This window comes from Fibrobacter sp. HC4 (assembly GCF_023373925.1).
In the GTDB taxonomy this organism is placed as follows: Bacteria; Fibrobacterota; Fibrobacteria; order Fibrobacterales; family Fibrobacteraceae; genus Fibrobacter.
In genome coordinates this window covers 1-20,196 of the sequence record NZ_JALCZV010000025.1, presented here as the reverse complement: position 1 = coordinate 20,196, position 20,196 = coordinate 1, and the positions used below count along the sequence as shown (strand labels likewise).

22 protein-coding genes are annotated in these 20,196 nt (G+C 48.6%); 13 read left to right on the top strand and 9 right to left on the bottom strand.

The features are described 5' to 3' along the window. Positions 1-190: 190 nt before the first annotated feature. Genes MMG03_RS13945 through MMG03_RS13935 form a run of 3 tightly spaced genes read left to right on the top strand, consistent with a single transcriptional unit; the run spans position 191 to position 3,350 of the window. Entirely contained in the window at positions 191-1,531 is a 1,341-nt protein-coding gene (locus MMG03_RS13945) for a hypothetical protein (protein WP_249506553.1), read from the top strand. Positions 1,532-1,537: 6 nt separating this feature from the next. Further along, positions 1,538-2,404 (top strand): hypothetical protein, encoded by an 867-nt coding sequence (locus MMG03_RS13940; RefSeq protein ID WP_249506552.1) that lies wholly within the window; start codon positions 1,538-1,540, stop codon positions 2,402-2,404. Between the two features lie 34 nt (positions 2,405-2,438). Beyond that, positions 2,439-3,350, top strand: coding sequence for a hypothetical protein (locus MMG03_RS13935; protein ID WP_249506551.1), 912 nt, complete (start codon positions 2,439-2,441; stop codon positions 3,348-3,350). An 89-nt stretch (positions 3,351-3,439) separates the two neighbouring features. On the opposite strand, the gene MMG03_RS13930 is transcribed toward MMG03_RS13935, so the two are convergent. Beyond that, complete coding sequence (locus MMG03_RS13930; RefSeq protein ID WP_073158960.1) at positions 3,440-3,898, bottom strand: Rrf2 family transcriptional regulator; 459 nt, start codon at positions 3,896-3,898, stop codon at positions 3,440-3,442. An 80-nt stretch (positions 3,899-3,978) separates the two neighbouring features. Beyond that, on the bottom strand, positions 3,979-5,334 hold the full coding sequence (locus MMG03_RS13925) for an FKBP-type peptidyl-prolyl cis-trans isomerase (protein ID WP_083541999.1): 1,356 nt from the start codon (positions 5,332-5,334) through the stop codon (positions 3,979-3,981). A gap of 74 nt (positions 5,335-5,408) precedes the next feature. On the opposite strand from MMG03_RS13925, the gene MMG03_RS13920 reads away from it, so the two are divergent. Beyond that, positions 5,409-5,972, top strand: coding sequence for a hypothetical protein (locus tag MMG03_RS13920; protein WP_073158962.1), 564 nt, complete (start codon positions 5,409-5,411; stop codon positions 5,970-5,972). After that, positions 5,965-8,148 carry a PorV/PorQ family protein gene (locus MMG03_RS13915; protein WP_112131973.1) on the top strand — a complete coding sequence of 728 codons (2,184 nt, stop codon included), beginning with the start codon at positions 5,965-5,967 and terminating at the stop codon, positions 8,146-8,148. Before MMG03_RS13920 ends, MMG03_RS13915 begins: the two co-directional genes overlap by 8 nt. 170 nt (positions 8,149-8,318) lie before the next feature. On the opposite strand, the gene rsmG is transcribed toward MMG03_RS13915, so the two are convergent. Further along, complete coding sequence (gene rsmG, locus MMG03_RS13910; protein WP_083538182.1) at positions 8,319-9,119, bottom strand: 16S rRNA (guanine(527)-N(7))-methyltransferase RsmG; 801 nt, start codon at positions 9,117-9,119, stop codon at positions 8,319-8,321. A gap of 79 nt (positions 9,120-9,198) precedes the next feature. Here rsmG and MMG03_RS13905 point away from each other — a divergent pair, with 79 nt between their 5' ends. From MMG03_RS13905 to MMG03_RS13895, 3 genes are all read left to right on the top strand, one after another. Next, a complete protein-coding gene (locus tag MMG03_RS13905) occupies positions 9,199-10,608 on the top strand; it encodes a hypothetical protein (protein WP_073158966.1) in 1,410 nt (469 codons plus the stop codon). 211 nt (positions 10,609-10,819) lie between these two features. Next, positions 10,820-11,224 carry a hypothetical protein gene (locus MMG03_RS13900; RefSeq protein WP_083539721.1) on the top strand — a complete coding sequence of 135 codons (405 nt, stop codon included), beginning with the start codon at positions 10,820-10,822 and terminating at the stop codon, positions 11,222-11,224. Beyond that, entirely contained in the window at positions 11,217-11,927 is a 711-nt protein-coding gene (locus tag MMG03_RS13895; protein ID WP_249506550.1) for an epoxyqueuosine reductase QueH, read from the top strand. The genes MMG03_RS13900 and MMG03_RS13895 overlap by 8 nt, the downstream gene beginning before the upstream one ends. On the opposite strand, the gene MMG03_RS13890 is transcribed toward MMG03_RS13895, so the two are convergent. The 6 genes from MMG03_RS13890 to MMG03_RS13865 form a co-directional block, all read right to left on the bottom strand. Then, complete coding sequence (locus MMG03_RS13890) at positions 11,924-12,805, bottom strand: hypothetical protein (RefSeq protein WP_249506549.1); 882 nt, start codon at positions 12,803-12,805, stop codon at positions 11,924-11,926. The genes MMG03_RS13895 and MMG03_RS13890 overlap by 4 nt on opposite strands. A gap of 102 nt (positions 12,806-12,907) precedes the next feature. Further along, positions 12,908-13,525, bottom strand: coding sequence for a hypothetical protein (locus tag MMG03_RS13885; RefSeq protein ID WP_249506548.1), 618 nt, complete (start codon positions 13,523-13,525; stop codon positions 12,908-12,910). A gap of 38 nt (positions 13,526-13,563) precedes the next feature. Continuing rightward, positions 13,564-15,312, bottom strand: coding sequence for a hypothetical protein (locus tag MMG03_RS13880; RefSeq protein ID WP_249506547.1), 1,749 nt, complete (start codon positions 15,310-15,312; stop codon positions 13,564-13,566). Then, the gene (locus MMG03_RS13875; protein ID WP_249506546.1) at positions 15,299-16,156 is read right to left on the bottom strand and encodes a TIGR02147 family protein; all 858 of its coding nucleotides are present in this window, start codon (positions 16,154-16,156) and stop codon (positions 15,299-15,301) included. The genes MMG03_RS13880 and MMG03_RS13875 overlap by 14 nt, the downstream gene beginning before the upstream one ends. After that, positions 16,156-16,947: a PorT family protein gene (locus MMG03_RS13870; protein ID WP_249506545.1), complete on the bottom strand. Its 792-nt coding sequence runs from the start codon at positions 16,945-16,947 to the stop codon at positions 16,156-16,158. The genes MMG03_RS13875 and MMG03_RS13870 overlap by 1 nt, the downstream gene beginning before the upstream one ends. Before the next feature lie 280 nt (positions 16,948-17,227). Next, positions 17,228-17,866 (bottom strand): nitroreductase family protein, encoded by a 639-nt coding sequence (locus tag MMG03_RS13865; protein ID WP_088665760.1) that lies wholly within the window; start codon positions 17,864-17,866, stop codon positions 17,228-17,230. Positions 17,867-18,032: 166 nt separating this feature from the next. Here MMG03_RS13865 and MMG03_RS13860 point away from each other — a divergent pair, with 166 nt between their 5' ends. The 5 genes from MMG03_RS13860 to MMG03_RS13840 all read left to right on the top strand — a co-directional run. Continuing rightward, a complete protein-coding gene (locus MMG03_RS13860; RefSeq protein WP_088665759.1) occupies positions 18,033-18,245 on the top strand; it encodes a DUF3791 domain-containing protein in 213 nt (70 codons plus the stop codon). Position 18,246: 1 nt separating this feature from the next. Beyond that, complete coding sequence (locus tag MMG03_RS13855) at positions 18,247-18,807, top strand: DUF3990 domain-containing protein (protein WP_249506544.1); 561 nt, start codon at positions 18,247-18,249, stop codon at positions 18,805-18,807. Further along, positions 18,798-19,025: a hypothetical protein gene (locus MMG03_RS13850; RefSeq protein WP_073158988.1), complete on the top strand. Its 228-nt coding sequence runs from the start codon at positions 18,798-18,800 to the stop codon at positions 19,023-19,025. Before MMG03_RS13855 ends, MMG03_RS13850 begins: the two co-directional genes overlap by 10 nt. A 21-nt stretch (positions 19,026-19,046) precedes the next feature. After that, positions 19,047-19,448 carry a hypothetical protein gene (locus MMG03_RS13845; protein ID WP_073158990.1) on the top strand — a complete coding sequence of 134 codons (402 nt, stop codon included), beginning with the start codon at positions 19,047-19,049 and terminating at the stop codon, positions 19,446-19,448. 500 nt (positions 19,449-19,948) lie between these two features. Continuing rightward, a partial coding sequence (locus MMG03_RS13840; RefSeq protein WP_249505554.1) for a transposase family protein occupies positions 19,949-20,196 on the top strand: 248 nt, incomplete at its 3' end.

Below are 20,196 nucleotides of genomic sequence, written 5' to 3'. Positions count from 1 at the left end.
AACCTTTTTCCTACAATTCCAATAGTTTTAGTAGGAAAATTACCAACTTTTTTCATAAAATCCGCTTTTCTATAGAAAATTCCTATAACAAAGCTGCAATTTTTATAATAACAACAGATAACGGGGGCTCAAATAACATTTTTTCAGCACAAAACTTATATTTCAACCTGTATTTTAGGAGGCCAACACCATGTTCAAGAAAATTTCTGCGCTTTCCGCAGTAGGATTCGCCTTTTTCGCCATGAGCGGCTGCTCCGACGATAACAGCACCGCTCCCGAAAACCCATCCGGCAATACCGTAGTCTCCTGTACCGCCAAGAAGACCTCTAGCAACACCGTGGAAATGGTCCTAAACATTCCAGGAATTTCTTCAGGCACCATCACCACAACCATCGACGGCGACAAAGCCATCCAGGAAATTTACAGCATCTACAGTTCAAGCGTCCCCGAATCCGTCTTCCAAAAAGAATGTGAAGAAAACAAGCGGGAAGCCGAGGAAGAACACGACAACGCCACGGTCACCTGCAAAGACAGAACCCTTAAAATTACAAGCGAAGAAGACGCTGAAGGCATCACCATAGACAGGCTCCTCGAAAGCAGCAAAAAAGAATGCGCCAACTTCGAAAACATGTACAAAGACAAGGTCTTTGACTTCGATGAAGATGACAACGACGGCGACGATTTCCCCACCCACGAAAACAACAATCCTGGCATCACCGATCCTTCCACACCCAGCGATAATGACGGCAATCCCATTGTCAGCAATAGTCCCGTCGGCTGCATGGTCTTAAACGATGTGGAAAACGAATTTCATGTCAAAGCTGTGGCCCGCGATTCCGTAACCATCGAGACGACCGACCGCTTCTCAAACGATTCCATTTACTCAACGAATATTTTCACCTTTGGATCAAAAGTTTCCCAAAGCGAAATAGACAATTTCTGCGAAGACTACAGAGTTATAGAAATCTATGATTCCAACGCCAAGGTCTCCTGCGAAGACAATATCATTACCTTTTCCTACATCGAAACCGATCCCTACTCCAACTTCAAGCAATCAAAGGATGATGCAATCGCCGAATGCAACCGGATTCAGCAAAAGGGATCCTTCAATACAGAAGACACCGGCGATACTCCGCTTCCTGAGGGCGACGGTTCCGACAACAGCAAAGGCAAGGCCACTTGCAAAATCAGCAAGAATTCCGACACCGAATTTGAAATGACTATCTCCGACGCAGACACCGCCACTATGTCCATTTCCGTGGCATACATCGATGGCATCCTGGAAGAAAGCACCACCACGGTATTCAATGAAAACCTGCCCCAGAGTTTCATCGATCAGGAATGTGCTGAAGCCAAGGAAGACGCCCTTAATGACGAAGTCGGATCCATCGTCACCTGCGAAGGAAATACCGTTTCCGGAAGTTTCAAGATGGAATACCCAATGAATCCGATCTACGTTATAAAAAGCGAACTTGTTGCGATGTGCAACGACATCCAGGAAACCGGAATCATCCCCGACGACAAATTATAACGACTCATGTTCTACACCCATTTTATCCGCATCTCCCTCGCTACAGCAAGCCTTGTGGCTTGTACGACCGATAACTCCGCTAGCCAGCCGACTTACGATTCCAGCAACGACTACATACCGGACTTATCCCAAAACTCATGTAAAATCGAAACAATCGGTGATTCCAAAATTTCTATAACCGAAGTCTATCAGGGATCAGTGTACAGTTCCATCGTTTACGACGTCACTCCCTCTGCAGTACTCATAACGCAGGACATTTACATTACACCGCTCGCCACCAACAGCCAGTTCCAGGATTACTGCGACGAGTTTGTGGAATCCGGAGATTACGACACATTCACCTGCTCCGGCCGACACCTTTCATACGAGTACAAATACGAAGTAACGTCATCCGTAAACTTGATCCGGACCAATCTTGAAAAAAGCTGCGAAACGTTCTACAAGGATAATCCCGTTATCGAACCAAACGAGCCTGTAGAATTCCCCACCAACAAAAGTTCCTGCTTCATCACAAGAAACACCGATACCGATTTCAAGATGGAAGCAAACATCATTGGCATACAAAAAAACACGACTACCATAAAGTATGACGATGAAACAATTCAGTTAATCCAAACCATACAATTCGATCCGGCCACACCAGCCGACACAATCAGTTCCGTTTGCGAAGAAAATATGGAAATCGGCAGTACAGACGATTACGACGTCACCTGCGGCGAAGACTTTGTACGTATTTACTACAGTGCAACAGTATCAACCACCACCAAAGACGAAATTGTCAATTCATACCTGAACGACTGCAAGGAATTTGACCGATTAGGGTATGCCGCATCCGCCATGCTCTATAGCTCCACCAAACAAAATTTGAGGTAGCAACATGCTAAAAAAAATTTTTCCCATTTCAGCCATGGCTCTGTTGGTCATCACAGGTTGTTCATCAGATAGCAGTTCAAGTTCTAACGGTTCCGGTGAAAAAATTGGCTGCTCCGTCAAACAGACCTCCGAAAATTCCATGGTCATGACGTTCTTCGTATCGAACGCCTTTACAGCGAACATCACGACCACATTGAACGGAGACAAGGCAAACATAGAATACGTCACCGAATATTCCAGCTGGGTTCCCATGGAGGAAATCGCCAACATATGCAACGAAAACCAGCAGGAAGCCAACGAAAACCCCGGTGAATCTACAGTCATCTGTTCAGGACGTAACATCACAATTAAAGCTGTAGAAGACGCCGGTAGAAACTCCTTAGAAGATTTGATTCTTGACGCCAAGGGGGAATGCGAATCTTTCTACAAGGAGTATAGCGAGGCCTCCACCCCAGAAGATGACGAAGAAGACGGCGACAAAAACGAAGATAAAAATGAGTCCGGGAGCAGCGAACAAAACAGTTCCGGCAATTCCTCGACGAATCCAGCCGACAACGACAAAGGTCCCCTATTCCCTTCTTCACAAAACAACAAGCCCAGTTGCAACGTAGCCTCGATGGCCGATTCCTCCTTCGGCATCGACATATATGGCCCCATGGGATTCTCCTCCCAGTATATGGAATTTGCCGGTGATACCGCAATCATAACCATACTTATAAACTATGACTATTCCGTATCACAGGAACACATCGGCACAACCTGTACCGAACTGAGCGCAGACCCCAACGCAATTGAATACGAATCAAACTGCAATGGTAACCTCATTGTCGCACAAGGCAGCTATCCCCGTAACGAGTTCAGTTCCCGAGAGGAACTGATCGCCGAAATGCGAGAAATCTGCAATGAAATAGACCGTACAGAGACAGTCCCCGAATACTTTTTCTAACAAGGCATCTTGATTAAAATAGAACAGCCTGCTCCTCAAAAGAGCAGGCTTATTTATTAGTCTTATTTGTTTGCGGCTTTGCTTTTTGGTTACAGCCCACAACTCCAGACCTTGTCATCGGGAACCTTTCCATCGGTTCCTTCGACGCCCCTGACAAACTGGTCCAGCTTTACACTTTCAAGATAGCCGCGGATCATGGAATCCAGTTCCTTCCACACAGGAAGCGTCACGCAGAAATCCGCACGGTCGCAAGAATTTATCTCGTCATCCAGGCAGGCCACAGGGGCCACCGAGGTTTCGGTCTTGGAAAGGATATCCCAGACGCTACATTCCGCAGGATTACATTTCAGCTTATACCCGCCACCCTTTCCGCGGGCGCCTTCCAGAAGTTTTCCACGGACCAAGGTTCCCAAAATTCCTTCCAGGTACTTCTCGGAAATTTGCTGTCGGGAAGAAAGTTCCTGCAGTTTCACATAATTTTCGCGGCCATTCCTGGCCAAGTCAATCATGACTCGAAGAGCGTAGCGACCTTTTGTAGAAATCCTCATAAATAACCTCATCCCAAATAATAAAAAAAGGAAACGCCCCACAGAGCATTTCCCTTGAAAACTATAGGATTTGTAGGGTATTAATCCTGTCCCAGATATTCCACGGCAAAGATCAGCGTAGAACCGCCAGGAATGGGACCTGCTCCGCGGCTGCCATAGCCCAGTCCAGGAGGCACGATCAAGATGCGCCTTTCGCCGGGAAGCATGCCCTGCACGCCCAGTTCCCAACCGCGAATCACGCGACCGCCACCCAAGGGGAAGCTAAACACCTGGCCACGATCACGGGAGCTATCGAACTTGTAACCGTTGGTAAGCCAGCCGGTATAATGGACGTGGGCATTCTGACCCTTCTGGGCAGGTTCAGCCCCTTCTTCGCCCTGCTTGATTACCGCATAACGCAGGCCTTCGGGACCATTTTCGAAAGTGAGCGTCGTGGTATCCGGGAAGAAGTCCATGGATTCAGCCAAGGATTCATCAATTTCAGAAGAGACCAGTTCCACCTTAAAGATCAGCGTGGAGTTGGAAGGAATCATGGAGTAAGCTGTTGCGCCATAGCCCATGTTCGGGGAAACCCTGAACCAGCGGACGCCACCTTCACGCATACCATCCAGACCAATTTCCCAACCCTTGATCATCTTGCCTGCGCCAAGTACAACCTGCAGGGGCTTGCCGAGATCCTTGGAACTGCCGAACTTACGACCAGAAAGGAGCCAGCCAGTATAATGGGTCTTCAGGACGGAACCGATTGCGGTAGGCTTACCGGAGCCCACCTTTTCGTCATAAATCTTCAAGCCCTTGCCTGCTTCACGCCACTTGAGACCTTCTACATTCTTGGGGAACACATCCGGTTCCATGGGCTTTTCGGCACCCACCAGTTCCACCTCGAAATACAGGTCGGAATAGGCGGGAATGCCTTCCAGGGAATTTTCGCCGTAGGCCATCTGATAAGGGACATACATCTTGCGGATTTCGCCAACCTTCATGCCCACAAGGCCCTTTTCCCAGCCCTGAATGACCATGCCCATGCCAAGGGTAAATTCCAGCGGTTCGCCCTGTTCGTAGGAGTTGGCAAAAGGCTGCTGACCTTCGGACTCGGTAGATTCCGCTTCGGAAGCGGTCTCGGTTGCGGCCTCGGCAGAACCTTTCAAAAGTTTGGTCGTGTCAACTTGTGTCACACCAGCCACCTGGGCAGAACCCAGGTCATTGGCCAGGCGAAGGGAATCGGCCAAGCGCAGGGAATCCAAAACCCTATTCTTCTCGGCCAGAATCTTAGCACTGTCCAAATAAAGATAACCCTTATAGTGAACCTTGATCAGCTGACCTGCACGGATTGTATCGCCAGCACCTTCCTTGACGGTTTCCACCTTGAAAGGGATAGCAAGGGCATTACAAACGGCCAAAACAAGAACAGCTGTAAAAATCTTCAATTTCGACATATAATCTCCTATTCCACAAAATAGAAAATGCTAGTTTTTGAGAGTAAGGCAAAAAGTCCAAAACGGAATTAAATATGCTGTCAATCATTATTGTAATCGCAATTATCGTGCTTTCTATCATCCTGGCCGCCATCGGAGCCTATGTGGTTATCCACAGTTCCGACGAAAAGGACGAGGTCAAGCCTGTAATTGACGTTTCCGGCCAATACGCCGTGGTGGTCCGCCCCGCTAGGGAGTCCCTCACTGCAGTCAAGCCCTCTGAAGCCTCCCTCCGCTCCTGGCTCGAGACACAGAACATGAGTCCCGAACAGCGCGAGGCCCTGATCGCCCAGTGGAACGCCACCATGGAAGAAACCATCCGCACCGTGGACGAAGGCGACAAGAATGGCACCGCCACCTACCGCATCGAGCTTGGCCCCAAGGGCAAACAATATTGCAAGTTCGTGAACGAAGAGAATTTTATTACCCGCGAGCAGATCCGCAACCATGCGGAAATCCTGCCGCCCTACGTTTTGGGCTGCGACTGCAGACTCCTGCCGAAGCAGCCCTGGGAAAACCCCAGCAAGTCCGGTTGGAAGGCAGTTGTCCCGTCACACGGAAGCAACTACGACATCCCGGATTGGAGGCAACTTGCGTAAATCCCTACTTTCTGCAATTCTTTTAGCACCGGCGCTGGCTCTTGCCGCAGGTTCTGCAATTATCACCTTGGAAATGCCCGTTGGCGCCCGCCAGCTGGGTATGGGCGAAGCAGGTGCGGCCCTGGCAGATGACGCCGCCGCCATGTATTACAACCCCGCAGGTCTGGCATTCGGCCCCCTGGCCGACGAATGGCGCATGAGCTACCCGGCCGATTCCAAGAATGCCCCCTATTTTACAAGCATGGCTTCCCGCTCCAAGAACGGCTTCTTCAGCAAGAGCGAACTGTGGGCAGGTACTGCCAACGGTATCCTGAAGTTTGACGGCGAACAGTGGGTCGACTATCATTCCATTACCCTGCAGGGCAATGCCAAGGTCCGCGACGCCGTCAAGGTGTACGCCGGTTCCGAACGCGGCCTGGAAGAAAATGTCAGAAAGGTCAAGGAATTCAACGAGATCAAGACTGCCGACGATGAAAAGCACATCGTAGAAGTCAAGATGCCCTGGAACCTGATTGTTAAGGACACCATTACCGCAGTCCTTTACGAAAGCCGTACCGAAAAGCTGTGGGTAGGTACACCCAAGTCCCTTTACCGTTTTGACGGCAAGGCCTGGAAGAGCTACGACAGCGAACTGGGAAACCACCGCGTTACTGCCTTGGTAAGCCAGGGAGCCTCTATCTGGATCGGTACCGACGACGGTCTCTTCGTATACCGTAACGGTCAATTCGAGCAGAAGGGCAAGGTCCTGCCCAGCCAGAAGATTACCGCCCTCGTATGGTCTGAACTCCGCAAGGAACTTTATGTTGCCGCAGAAGGCGCAGGCGTTGCCCGCCTCATTCCCAAGAAGAGCGTCAACGACAAGGACCGCTGGAGCCTGTTCAACGAAGAAGATGGAGTCATGGACAAGAGTCCCACCGCCCTGGCCGTCGACAGTTCGGGCCACGTGTGGGCAGCCCATAAGGGAGGCCTCTCCCATTTCAACCTCCGCAAGTGGGAACAGATTCAGTTCGCCGACAATACCGTCAACGACATCTCCGTCGACCAGAAGGGCGGCATCTGGATTGCCACCGACAAGGGCGTCTGGCGCCACCTGCCGGATTACGCTACCGCCAGCGGCCGCAAGGCAGAACTTGAACGCACCGAAGCCGACGAGGCCGAAGGCAAGCGCGATGACGAATGGGTCCACTACCACTCCGGAAACGGTCTTTCTGTAAACAAGGTCTGGGCAATTCTTCCCCAGGGTAATGACGTCTGGTTCAGTACCGCAAACGGTATGGAACAATTCAAGGACGCCGACTACCAGCTCACAGCCTTCTACGAAAAGCTTTTGCCGATTCTCAACATTCCCGACCTCTACCACCTTTACGGCGGCATGACCATCCCCCTGAACGACTGGGGTACCATGGGCTTCTTCGTAAACTTCGTTAGCTTCGGTTCTACAGTTGCGTCTGGCGATGTGGACGCTGACGACCTGGTGGCCTACAACAGTTCTGAAATCGTTGGCGGCTTCAGCTACGGTACCCGCTTCCCCGGCGACTGGGGCCTAGGCCTCAGCATCAAGTTCTTCTATTCTGACCTCAGTTCCGGCGCAGGATCCGGATCCGAAGAAGCAACTACCTTCGGTTACGCATTCGACGTGGGCGTCCTCAAGAAGAACCTGATTGTAGACGGTTTGAATTTTGCATTGGTCCTGGCCAACATCGGCCCCAGCGTCTATTACGTCGACAAGACCATCGAAGACCCCATCCCGCTGACCTGGCGCCTGGGCCTCTCCTATGAAATCCTCTCCCTGGCCGACTATAAGTGGGTCGTGGTCGCCGACTACAACCGCGAAGTGGTTTATGACGACAGCAAGGGAAATCCCGAACCGTTCTACGTATCCTGCTGGAAATCCCTGATCAATCCTGAACGCGGTGGCAGCGGCCTGGAAGGAGCCAAGAACTCCTTGATGCAGGGCGTCTTCAACGTAGGTACCGAATTTATTTACGCCAACACCATCGCTTTGCGACTGGGTTACCTCCACGACCAGACCGGTAAGCGCGACGAAGTGGACATGGGCTTCGGCTTCATGCTCTCCGACATGCTGCAATTCGACTTCGCAACCATCAAGGACGTAGGCGAAAGCGACGGCGTCCGCGACGGCCAGATGCGATTCGGCATGGTATTCAAGTTCTAAAAGACGCAAGGGGGCAACCGCCCCCTTTTTCATTTCCCCGAAATAAACCCGAATAAACCAGCGGTCCCTGCTGCGAAACAAACCCCAGAAGCGTAGCGCCTGGGGCTAGAAGTGAGCACAGCACATTTCAGCGGGGGGGAGGGTCCAGGGGGGCAGTAGCCCCCCATGCATCATCGTACCCTTTCGAATATTACGAGGGCTCGTTCCTGCGTGCTGTTGGGGATTGTATAGAAGTGCTTTTCCAGCAACTTGTATCCATAGTCTTCGGGATGCAAGGTCTTCAGTTCGTCAGCGGCAGCAGGTCCCTTCATAAAGAACACGCGCCCACCCACCTTCAGGGAGTTCTGTAGACGGGGGAAAGTCTTTTCCATCAGTTCAAAGGCGCGGCTGATAACACCATCCACAGGAATAGTCATGCTGCGGCTAGTCACCTTGTGACCGAACACATCGATATTCTTCAGCCCCATCTTCTCGATGACCATGTTCAAGAAGTTGATGCGGTTCGGGCGCGGTTCGCAAAGAGTCAAGTTGATATTGGGATTCACGATCTTCAGGGGAATACCCGGGAAGCCGGCTCCACTACCCACGTCAATCATACGGGCAGGCCACTTTTCAACAAAGGCGTTGATCAAAGTGCAGTCGGCATAATGACGTTCAACCATGGTTTCAAAAGCATTAAGGCGAGTCAAGTCCTGGTCTTCGTTGTTGGCTCGGAGAAGCTGATGATATTCCCAAATCTGCTTCAAGGTTTCTTCCTGCAGTTCCACACCATAATAATGCAAAAGCTTGTCGAGGCCAGCCAGAGACGGCGTAACACGCTTTCCGTTAAACAGCGGAAACTCGGTGCGGGGAGCTTTCATGTGAGGCACAAAGGCACTGCCCAAGGCATCTGCGCCACGAGCAGGCATACGAGAAGGAGCTTTACCCCAGGAACCCTTTGCGGGCTTTTTAGACCAGTTAGAATTTGCCATGAACCCAAAATTAGAAATCCCCAAAAGAAAAAAGAACCCCCAAAAGTGATGTTTCGGCAATTCGTGCGTGTATATAGGTATGAACAATTTTTTCTTGGTATATATTCGCAAAATAACAACCGCATTCTGTTTATTCTCGGGCTTCGCCCTCGCCCTTGATGAGGCCGCGGTTTTCAAGTGGTGGGACGACGGGCTAATTTCCGCAGAGGAAGCAACCGAAATGCTGAACCTGCTGGAAGAAGGCAATCAGGAAGAAGCCTGCCTGCTGGCCGAAACCTATTCACTGGAAGACTGCCAGCCCCAACAAGAACCCACCGTTTCTCAGAACTCCGCAAAATCCCAGCGCCCGCCCCTAACGCCCCACGGTTACATCCTCTGGAAAGGCAGAACCGATTCTCTGGGGCATCTGGAAAGTTCCCGACTTTCGCTTCAAGTGGATTTTTACCGCTACCGCCTGCGCCTGGGAACGCAGGAACTTCTGAGCTACCGAAACGAAGGCAGCGAGGCCCACTTCGGGCAAATTTCAACGCGGGAAATCCACAGCTATATTCCGCTGGACACCTTATGGGGCACAACGTTTACATACCCTCTAGGAAACCTTACGCTGGGCGGAACGTTAGACACGGCCCTAAACCTGGAAGCCCGCCTAGGCTACCGGAAACAGGCCGATATTTTCTGCTGGACCCATCCCGAAAGCAACTCCTGCGGAATCCAGGCAAGAACCTCCTGGGGCACCGTCGCAGGCTGGTGGCAACACGGCCAATCCCTCCCCCTGATCAAGATGCAGTTACAGCGGAACGAAAAAATTTCAACAAGCCGAAGTTCCGCCAAAAACAAAAATGCAGAAATCATCAGCTGGAAAATTTCAGCCTACATTCACGGAGACAGCGTCCCGGATCAGTCCCACCTCAGTTCCAGCATTCTAAACAGCATGTTCTGGTATTCCCAGAATATCGCCTACACCGACGCAAGCCCATGGCGCAACCGAATCTCCACAAACATCCGCGTCACCACCCCACTGCCAAACGACAGCGCCCTGCAGCAAACCACCGCCCGCATAAAAGTACAGCTGGACTACGGCCCCCAACAACTCCGCGGAACCGCAAGCGCCACCTGCCTAGACGCCGCCGAAAACTGCCGCAAGGACGACCTGAAATTGCAAGGGGTTTCGCTGCTTTCCCACAGCGATTCCCAAACAAAAAACGGACTCTCCCTGCAAGGCAGCGTCAAGACGACCTATACCCGAAACGAAGGGCTGAACACTCCCCGACTAGAGACGGGCCTCTCCTACGGCACCAACAGTCTCAATAAAGCTAGCGTTTCCCTTGTGCTTCCCCAATCCAATCCTCAAAAAAACATCCAGATCCGCACCCAGTCCGATGTGGGAACAGACCAAATCCAAATATCCATCGCCGCCACCTTCAAAAAAAAGGCAAGAGCCCCCTTCCACCCCGCCCACGCCTATCTGCAACTAAAAGGGCTTTTTTAGCCAGGAATCGCCTAAAGGTAACGTTCTGTATACAAGCTGTATACTCGAGTATACAAGAAAATTTCACTTTTTTTTTTCTGCACACCCAAGATTATCTATCTTTGGGATACCCAAACACTCCCTGAGCCCGCTAGGTTACCTCCTTTACCTCGCGGGCTCTTTCTTTTTGTGGGTATTCGGGACTCCAGCGCAAATTGTTAAATTTTACGTTATGATGATTGCAGCAATTATTGGAGCCGTCGCCTTCGCTCCTTCTATCGGGTTGAATATCGCCCTGGCTCTGGGGGCCCCCCTAGGTGCATACGCCATGAGCGGACGCCACCGCGTCGTTCCCAAGGAAGTACGCAAGGCATTCGTTGTTCCCATCATCATGCAGTTCGTGGCGCTGTGGTTTCTGCTTACCGCCGGTGCCGTGTTGCCCGATGCCGCAAACCAGTTGCTGCCCGCCATCATCACCAAGATTTTCGCGTTCTTTTTCGCCTTGTACCTGACGTTCTATGCCGCCACGGTTTTGTTCAGTGCCAGCCACAAGGAAAAGACCGTCATGGGATTTTTCGCCGTCGTCAGCGCATTCTGTTTTTGGGCCACCGCATTCGGAACCTTGAACTATGACTGATTTCGCAGAAAACGTCGGCAAGGCCAGCCCGAAACCGCCCAAGCACAACTTCCAACGAGATCTGGAGTACATCCTCCGCGGATTGGAAAAGCGTAAAGAAGTTCCCACTTTGCTGTTGCACGCCTGCTGCGCTCCCTGCAGCAGCCATTCCATCGAGTACTTGTCCCAGTATTTCCGCATCACGGTTTTCTATTACAATCCCAACATCGCCCCCGACGAGGAATACCGTCACCGCGTCGCAGAAATCAAGCGCTTCGTTGCAGAATTCCCCACCAAGCATCCGGTAACGCTGATTGAAGGCCCTTACGAGCCCAAGAAATTTTATGAGTTTGTTCGTGGGCTGGAAAATGAGCCGGAAGGCGGCAAGCGCTGCCGTAAATGTTTCGAGATGCGCCTGGCAGAAAGCGCCCGCATCGCATCCGAGTTATGCGCCGATTTCGTTACCACAACTCTTACCATCAGCCCCATGAAAGACGCACAACTGCTGAACGAAATTATGCAGGAACAGTGCCAGAAATACGGCGTCAAGCGGCTGCCCACCGACCTGAAAAAGAAAGGTGGATTCAAGCGTTCCACCGAACTTTCGGAGCAGTACCATCTTTACCGTCAGAACTTCTGCGGCTGCGTCTATTCCCAGCGGGAAGCTCAAGAACGTGAAGCACGCGCCGCCGCAAAAACTGCAGAAAACAGCACAGAAACCTAAAGCGACTTCAGCAGCGCCACAAGGCTGAAAATATCCCAAGGATTTTCATCCAAAAATTCGCAAGGCACATGTGTTGCCGGCAAGATGTAACGTAGGGTTGTTTGCGGAGCCCCGAAGCAACGCCTATCCCTCATGAGGATTTCGCGGGGAGCAGGCACCAGACCCGCAGAGGTCTCGCGATAGTCTATGGCGTTGTGAACCTTGTTACCGCAGGAAATACAAGTCCCGCTAATGGAATGTGTGCCCGAAAGCACTGACCCACAGCACCAGTAATTATAAACGTCGCCACCGCAGTGGGGGCAGCCATGATGGGCAACACCAAAGCCGTACTTGTAGTAATTCAGAAGTTCACCGAGGCAGATGTACCTGCCCCCAAACCAGCAGTAGCTAAAGCCCACGTTGCTAAACTGCAGGGAGGCAAACTCCCGATACTTCATCACAAAATCCTTATGCTTCAGAATCAGCGGCAAGTTCTCCAAAAAACATTCCGCCTCATGATCACGGCCTAAGGCCGCAGACATTTTCTTGCGCAGTTCATGCTGGGCAAGAGCTTCAGCCAGTTCTTTTTCGCCAATATCCAGCGTCTCGTAAATGAAGGAACGCATACGTTTGGGGACATTTCCATTCTCTGCTATATGGCAAAATTTTGCCAGCAGGCTGGATTCCGTTTCCTTGAGTTTTACATTCCGGCTTTCGCAGCGGCGCTTGTACATTTCCAGAAGATCGCCGGGAACATAGCCCTTTGCAGCCATTCTTTCACGAATAATTCGTGCTAATTCAATGGCGGAATCCACATGGAAACCGTCACAGAACTTCTTTACAATTTGAGAATGAGAATTGGGTCCGTTCTTCGGACTAAAATCAAAAGACAAAGCCATAAGGCCTCCTCGTTTAGCTGTTTATTTATCCGCCCGCAAGTAAGGTTAAATCGGCGGTTCATTAGTTATATCGAATAATCTACAAAAAATGTCAAATAAAAATTAAAGCCAGTAACTGACGCCACCAAAACCAGACCAATAACGTTTATCAAAGTTTTCTCCATGAACGCCAACCGAGCCCAGTCTTACTCTCCAATGATCATTTAAGCGGTAGCTAGCCGAAGCATATAGGGTGTAGACTCTAGGCGAAAAAGGCACGTCTTCAAGTTCCATATCCCCTTCACAGTCGTAGTCGCGATGGTTCATCCACACACCGCCAGAAAACCCGATTTCAAAATGGCTTGTATTCAACCCGAGAGACGCAAACGTATATAAGCCATTGTTGATGCCAACTCCCGTATTGACCATGAATATGTTTTTCTTGAGTGCCAATTCTGCAGCAGCATTAACGAATCCGTATTCAAGACTGTATGCAAAATCAACACTACGGCCATTGTGGTAAACATCATCCACCTCCATTTTCTTTGAAGGTCCCGCATTCAAGCCACCAGAAAGACGGACTTGATAGTCAGACGTCATGTGTTCACCTGCACCACGCATTTCAGGAGCAGGATTTACTTCCATCCGTATCTTGGAAATTCTAGGATCACCTTCCGTGACGCAGCCACTCAATAAGAAAGCGGAAACAATAAGAATCAAACTAATTATGCGAAATTTCATACAACCTCACTAGCCTTACGAGATTAAAATAACAACGTCTAGCGGGATACCATTTGTTCAAGGCACTGAGAAAAGGATTTCTCTTCATCTATGATGTACACCATAGAAACAAGGCCATAATCGTCAAGATAATCCATATTTTCCACACTGCACTGTTCTTGAGAAATCTGTTCAATTTGAGCCTTTCTCCCGGAGCAAACCATATCGCCAGACTTTACGGTCACAGAAACATCCTGCCACAGCATATGGGCATGATTCAAGGTAATTTCATAAGTCTTTCCATTGATCGTAACAGTTTCGCTGGTATTTGTGTGGTTTACAATGGTAACGCCGTTTTCCAGTTCATCTTCCGGTTCATAGAATTCTTCTTCAAAAGTCAATGATCCCGAACCACTTGCAAGAAGGCTGTGGAGGCGTGCGAAGAATTCCGAATTCATGTAGTCGTAATCCGGATTCATATCGTAGGCGAAGGTTATTTTTTCCTTTTCAAACTTGACATAAACATTCACATACGAATCACCCACCAATTTCCAAACGCCATCGAGCAGTCCAGAAGTACCGCCAATCAATACATCTGTAGAACCAAGGATATCATGGATAAAGAGCGTATCTCCACTAAAATTGTACTGTGCCGTGTCCTGACGGTTGCTATACCAACCATCAACCCACTTCACTCCCTCACCTTCTTTGAGACAACGACCTTCCAAGCCAAAATCCCAAACTAGAGTTCCAGCATTTGTTCCAGAGGGTTCTGCACTATAGTAAACCGGCATAAAATCATGGGCTGCGCTAAATTCCTTCGCAAACTTTGAGGAGGAACTTTCTGTCGTAGCGGATTCACCAGCGGCGATCAGCTGATTCACGCATTCCCCAAATTCCTTTTCATTTCCCCAAGAGTAACGAGTCATGACATCAGGAGTTGCATCCGAATAATGCAAGCCATCCGCATTTTCCGCCTTGCATACTGCAGGAGTTACATTCAAGGTGCTAAAATATTCCAGGTGACATTTTGCAGCGCCATTAGAAAGAGTCAGCGATAAATAATCATCAAAGGAATGAACAGAATCTATTTTCAGTTCATAGGTCACACCCTTATAAGTAAAGGTTTCGCTTCGATTATCCTGCTTAAGAATCGCCACTCCGTAGCGACCAGGATCAACGGCGTGTTCATCGTAAATGAGATCCGCATAAATATCCATGCTGGAATCTTCAAGACTTTCATAGAACATCCACATAAAGAGGGACTGCATATAGTTGAAGTTCTCTTTTTCCAGCACACGGATTTCAATGGAACCTTCGCCAAAATTCCAGTACACGGTATAGGCAGAACGACTTAATTGCAGCCAAATTCCCTGAAGCTTTCCTGGCTCGCCGCCAACGAATTTAAGAACCGTCACATTGCCATAATAATCTGGTTCTTCATTCAAGGCGGTAAGAGTCAAAGTGTCGCCTGCAAAGCTATAGCGGAACAGGCCCCCAGCAAATTGAGTTACACGGTTCAGGTCGTCGACCCACTGGTAAGTTTCGCCCTGCTTGACACAGCCCGATTCCTGGACAAGGCTGATGGAAATAACGCCTGTCGCAGAAGATTCGGAATGTTCCGTTATTTCATAGGAACCCAAAGCATACTGGCGGGCCATGGCAAACTCCTTCTGCAGATTTACGCCCGAGTCATCTGTAGTTCCTGCTATAGGGGGATCTGAGGTAAAACCGGAACAGCCGCAAAAAATGAGGACCGTCGCAAACACAATCCCAAGAATTTTATTAGGCAAATTACTTCTCATCATTCTCCTCCAATTTCCGAGTCAGGGGAAACATCTGTAAATTGATTCGATAAACCCGATCGTAGTCCTTGACTTCCGACACGATGGATTCAATTTTCTTGCGGAACTTTGTCATTTCCTTTGCCACACGCTCATAGGCGACGCGGTCCAGACCCATGGTTATTCCCGACAGGTTCCGTTCCGACCCGTCGAATTCATCCAGGGCATCAGCGGCCAAACGGGCGAACTGCTTTTGCATGGAGCGCACAGCCACATTGATGGCTGCCTTGTGATCCGCATTGTCAGCAGGATTGATACCTACGTCCGTCTGAACGTACGACACCTCCCCCGCACTTTCAATCTTTTTCAGCAGTCCCATCTGGACCATTTGATCCAAAGAATAACGTACATCGGCAGCAGGCACAGAGGGGCATAGCATGCGGGCCATTTCAAGGGGCCTTGCCCCCGGCATAATGGGAGCAAGTTCACGCAACGTAGGGTTAATCCAGCTGGAAAAATAGGAGTACGCCTCGCTACCTAAAATACGGACCTTATTGGCATCAGCCAAACGGCACATTTCGCCATAGGCCGCTTGTTTTTCTTCGTTTGTCTGGGCGTCGCAAAATTCCACCATGCAGCAAAAGTATTCCACCTGGAAACCGTTCAGCCCCATGGCTTTGGCAACACTTTCCGCACCAGATTTGCGAAGTCGTGTTTTACCGTCACACACCAGTTTCAAATATCCCGACGAAGCAAAACCGGAGAGCTTGGAAAATTCACGCCACGTAAAAGCGGAAGTTCTCTTACGCTCTTCGTAGAACTCCCGCATATAGCTGCGATAATCAAGATATTCGACAATGGATTTCATCAGAACCAGTAACCTACACCCAACTGAAACTTCAACATTTTATAATAAGAACCGTAGGGTTCGGAATAATCCATAAAATCAAACACAACATTTCCATCACCATCAAATTCTTGTACTGGGATAAAGTAACTATCCGCAAACTTGTCTGCATCAATTAAATCGTTCACGCGGAAAAGCACACGAAAATCAATGAACAGGCCCGATTTAAATTGATGCCCAACACCCATAGCAACATTCACCCCAAGGCGGCTCTCCTCATCACGATTTCGATAAGGTTCACCTCTCCATCCATCATCCTGATTTTCGATTGTCCCAAGTAACAAGTCAAATACAATGCCCGCTTCAAAAAATAGAATGTGGGGAATCCTCCACTGCAAAAGCACGGGAACATTCAGCAAGAAAGCTTGATTATATTCCCAATGTTCTCTACCACAGTAAAAACTTCCTTCACATTTGTCATAAGCGTCCTGCTCTTCCCCGACATCGTAATCAAGAACATCTCCCGCAAGAGCTTCTATATAAACAAAGAAAATCCTATAGTCCAAACCCACGCCGGAATGCAGGTAAAGTTTTTCCGTCAAGCCGTACGCCACATCAAAAGACAACGAACCCCAAGGTCCACCGTTTGAGGGATAATAATCCTCTTTGGAATCCGTGATGACATACATGAGTCCCGCCCCAAAGCGAGTTCCCAATTCCAACTTGTCAAAAATACTTGATGAGTTGCTTGCTTCAGCCCAAGCCCCCAATGGCATAAGCAAAGCAAATATGAATGCAACAACATTTCGCATAAAAGGTTCTCCTAACCACCAAAAAATCACAGGGACAGGCTTGCCCCACATTCAAAAAATAAATTACACGGAGAACTGCTGCAACACATCCAAGAAACAAAAATCGTTTATTTTTGCAAATTTTTAAGCTATTTTGAACATTTTTACTTTTTTGCAATTTTCTATGAAACAAGTTGTTTCATGAAAGAACGGAAAAACCCCGCATTTTTGCGAGGCATTTTGCTTAGCAATGTCTGTGGCGACTTTAGCCACACTGCTGACAAGGGCAACTTCAAAGAATCTATTTCTCGTAACCTACGGCGTGGTTCAGCATGGGAATCTGCTTTTCGTTTAGGCCCAGAAGTTTCTGGAGGCCCGTCTTGTCCATGGAGGCGCGGACGCGGGTGTCAATCTTTGCGCCAGCGCAATAGATGCTAATGTTTTCAGAAACGATGCCTGCATCCATGGCGCCGGTCATCTTCTGGCTTTCGGCATCACCGCGAGTAAACTTGGAAACGTCACTGACCAGAAGAATAATCACCGGAGTCTTCATACGTTCGGTGAAGAGGGCGCGGTTGTCACCTTCCACCACAAGGTTCATAGCATGGGCCTTCGGGTCATACTTGTAAGCAGCCTGGGTGGTGAAAACATAAAGATCCACATCCTGCTTGTTCAGCGCAGAAGGTGCTGTGCGGTGACCCGTTTCAGGACGGTTAATGCCGTTGGCTGCCCACAGGATATTTCCGATTTCCTTATAGGAAACAACCTTCTCGGTGAAGCCCTGTGCAGACTTGCGATTCTGCAAGGCGTCCATGACATCAGTCTTCAATGCCTTGGGCGGAGCGTCAAACTTGATGGTCTTTGCAAGTTCCGGCTTTGCGGTGGCGAAGGCGAAAGTGCAGCAAGCCAATGCGAGGGCGAGAAATGTTTTCAATTTCATGTTTACTCCTATTTAATCATTCACAAGGTAGTAAAAATTTTAGCTCCAATAGGGGACTCCATATTTGTCAAGGAATCAAAGTAAAACTTTGCTGCATTTCTCAAACTCCAACAACTTGTTGGAGTTTTGCAAGATACCATATCCAAATTTTTATATATTGAGAGACATGAGTGAAAACACCCAGATTATCTATATGCAGACAAGGCTCGTTCGACTTATGTCCGAAGAAACGGGAGCGTCTATTGCTGCAGTAGCAACCCAGTTCAAGGAACAGGGAGTTTTTCACTATATCAAGCGAATGTGGGACTTGTTCCATATTGAAGGCGACCAGGCGGTTCTTGAAGACATAAGGCAATACCTCAAGTCAAAGGGCGTGTAAAATGCTTGATTTGAATCAGCGAACCATTCTGTACCACGGAAGTTTTTGCGAAGTATCTTCACCTGACTTGTCTAAGTGCGCCAAGTATAAGGATTTCGGTCAAGGTTTCTACCTTACAACAGACAAGGAACAAGCTAAATCCTTTGCAAAGATTTCTACAAGAAAAGCGCAGGAATCCGGAGTAATTCCAACCCAGCAGAATTTTGGAGTTGTGTCTTCCTTTGAATACATACCGGCCAATCTCCGAACCCAAATCTTTTTAACAGCCGATGCCGACTGGCTACATTGCATTGTCGCTCATCGAAAAAAGGGGCTTTTCAATTCCCTTGTTCAGGATTTTGAAAAATACGATATCGTTGGTGGCAAGATTGCAAACGACGCAACAAACATCACAATAACCACCTACATGACAGGAACCTTCGGAGATTTCGGCTCTCAACAGGCAGATGAAATATGCATACGCCTGTTACTCCCCGAACGATTAAAGGACCAGTACTGCTTTAGAACAACAGTCGCATTACAGCAACTTGCATTTATCAAAAGCGAGCGTATATGGCTGTAACAAAAGAACAAATTCAGGCCGCAATGGAACTTTTGACGACTATGGTTGTCGAGTCCATTTCCAAGGAAGACCATCTTGATGCAGCCGACGTTTTACCCGATTTTTTGAATTCCAAAACCGGGAAAATGCTCTTTGATGAAAGTCTCAAGCTATGGTGCGAAGGCCCCTCGCACATCGAGGAACTGTATAGAGCCGAGCTACAGAAAGCTCACGACTAAAGGCCGTTGGATAGACGGTTCATGAAGAAAATGACACGGGCATCACCCCAAACTATAATCCTTCTATTAGCAGTCTTTGTTATTGGGTGTGCGTCAACATCCCCTAATTCTAAGAATGGCCCAAATCATCAGTACGAAAAATCAACAGACACTGTCCATGTTTCCAAAAACAATGCCGTTGAAAAATACCCTTTCCCACAAGACTTTGATAGCGATGCCTATAAATACAGAACGGGTATTCCCCACAAACAAATCGTTAATTTTATTGAAAACGACGAAAACGATTCTCTACGGCAGAACGAAACAGAAAGGTACGTTACAAATCTTACATCCTTAATAGATTCCGTTGCAAAAAATGATTTTGAAAAAGTCAAAATGATTTATGACGCATTGGCGCTGCTACTTGATTTCAAGCGCCTTTAATGTCAATACATCGAAATCAAACCATCAACTAACCAAGAAAATCAGTCGCGACGAATTTAAAAATAGACCTCTCCTAGATCCCATTTTTTTCGACTTACAGACCAACCAACCTGTACAAAACAGAGCTCTATTGACACACAATCGTGAAAAATTACAAATAGAATTCCAAGCACCTTACGCAGGAATCTTTCAAGCTTTTTTAATGCATAACGTTAAAGATAACGCTTATTGCAGCATAGCATCTTTTTCGATTAGCGCAAATAAGGCTAGTAATATCCAGCACCCAACTTATTTTCACTCATCAGCAAAGGACATCAAGATAGAGTCACCACTAGTTCAGTTACATGCAGATTCAACATACGAATTTAAAATAAAAGTGGCTCTTCATCAACATGTGTGGGTGGCTTCGCCACCCTTTTTTGTTGACATTCGCCTAAATTAAACAAAAAATGGGCTATTTTCTAAAATTTAATCGCCAAAAAAAACAGAAGAAAAAGCCCATGTCAAAATTATACAAATCCATCTTCAATGTCAACGGCTGTTCAGTCGTCAAGCAGGAACAAACCGATACCACGGTCACCATCACGGTAAGACTCACCAAGGGCAACGCCAGCAGGTGCGGCTGTTGCGGGCGAAAAGGGAAACTCTACGACAACGGCCGGGAACAGAGGGTATGGCGGACGCTCGATCTCGGCACGAAAATGGGCTTCATCAAGATGGACACCTACAGGGTGAAGTGCAGGAAGTG

Coding starts and splice junctions, on each gene's coding strand:
- MMG03_RS13945 (WP_249506553.1), top strand. CDS start 191: ATGTTCAAGAAAATTTCTGCGCTTTCCGCAGTAGGATTCGCCTTTTTC.
- MMG03_RS13885 (WP_249506548.1), bottom strand. CDS start 13,525: ATGAAATTTCGCATAATTAGTTTGATTCTTATTGTTTCCGCTTTCTTA.
- MMG03_RS13935 (WP_249506551.1), top strand. CDS start 2,439: ATGGCTCTGTTGGTCATCACAGGTTGTTCATCAGATAGCAGTTCAAGT.
- MMG03_RS13925 (WP_083541999.1), bottom strand. CDS start 5,334: ATGTCGAAATTGAAGATTTTTACAGCTGTTCTTGTTTTGGCCGTTTGT.
- MMG03_RS13855 (WP_249506544.1), top strand. CDS start 18,247: ATGCTTGATTTGAATCAGCGAACCATTCTGTACCACGGAAGTTTTTGC.
- MMG03_RS13875 (WP_249506546.1), bottom strand. CDS start 16,156: ATGAAATCCATTGTCGAATATCTTGATTATCGCAGCTATATGCGGGAG.
- MMG03_RS13890 (WP_249506549.1), bottom strand. CDS start 12,805: ATGGCTTTGTCTTTTGATTTTAGTCCGAAGAACGGACCCAATTCTCAT.
- MMG03_RS13940 (WP_249506552.1), top strand. CDS start 1,538: ATGTTCTACACCCATTTTATCCGCATCTCCCTCGCTACAGCAAGCCTT.
- MMG03_RS13920 (WP_073158962.1), top strand. CDS start 5,409: ATGCTGTCAATCATTATTGTAATCGCAATTATCGTGCTTTCTATCATC.
- MMG03_RS13900 (WP_083539721.1), top strand. CDS start 10,820: ATGATGATTGCAGCAATTATTGGAGCCGTCGCCTTCGCTCCTTCTATC.
- MMG03_RS13870 (WP_249506545.1), bottom strand. CDS start 16,947: ATGCGAAATGTTGTTGCATTCATATTTGCTTTGCTTATGCCATTGGGG.
- MMG03_RS13895 (WP_249506550.1), top strand. CDS start 11,217: ATGACTGATTTCGCAGAAAACGTCGGCAAGGCCAGCCCGAAACCGCCC.
- MMG03_RS13905 (WP_073158966.1), top strand. CDS start 9,199: ATGAACAATTTTTTCTTGGTATATATTCGCAAAATAACAACCGCATTC.
- MMG03_RS13860 (WP_088665759.1), top strand. CDS start 18,033: ATGAGTGAAAACACCCAGATTATCTATATGCAGACAAGGCTCGTTCGA.
- MMG03_RS13845 (WP_073158990.1), top strand. CDS start 19,047: ATGAAGAAAATGACACGGGCATCACCCCAAACTATAATCCTTCTATTA.
- rsmG (WP_083538182.1), bottom strand. CDS start 9,119: ATGGCAAATTCTAACTGGTCTAAAAAGCCCGCAAAGGGTTCCTGGGGT.
- MMG03_RS13865 (WP_088665760.1), bottom strand. CDS start 17,866: ATGAAATTGAAAACATTTCTCGCCCTCGCATTGGCTTGCTGCACTTTC.
- MMG03_RS13880 (WP_249506547.1), bottom strand. CDS start 15,312: ATGATGAGAAGTAATTTGCCTAATAAAATTCTTGGGATTGTGTTTGCG.
- MMG03_RS13850 (WP_073158988.1), top strand. CDS start 18,798: ATGGCTGTAACAAAAGAACAAATTCAGGCCGCAATGGAACTTTTGACG.
- MMG03_RS13930 (WP_073158960.1), bottom strand. CDS start 3,898: ATGAGGATTTCTACAAAAGGTCGCTACGCTCTTCGAGTCATGATTGAC.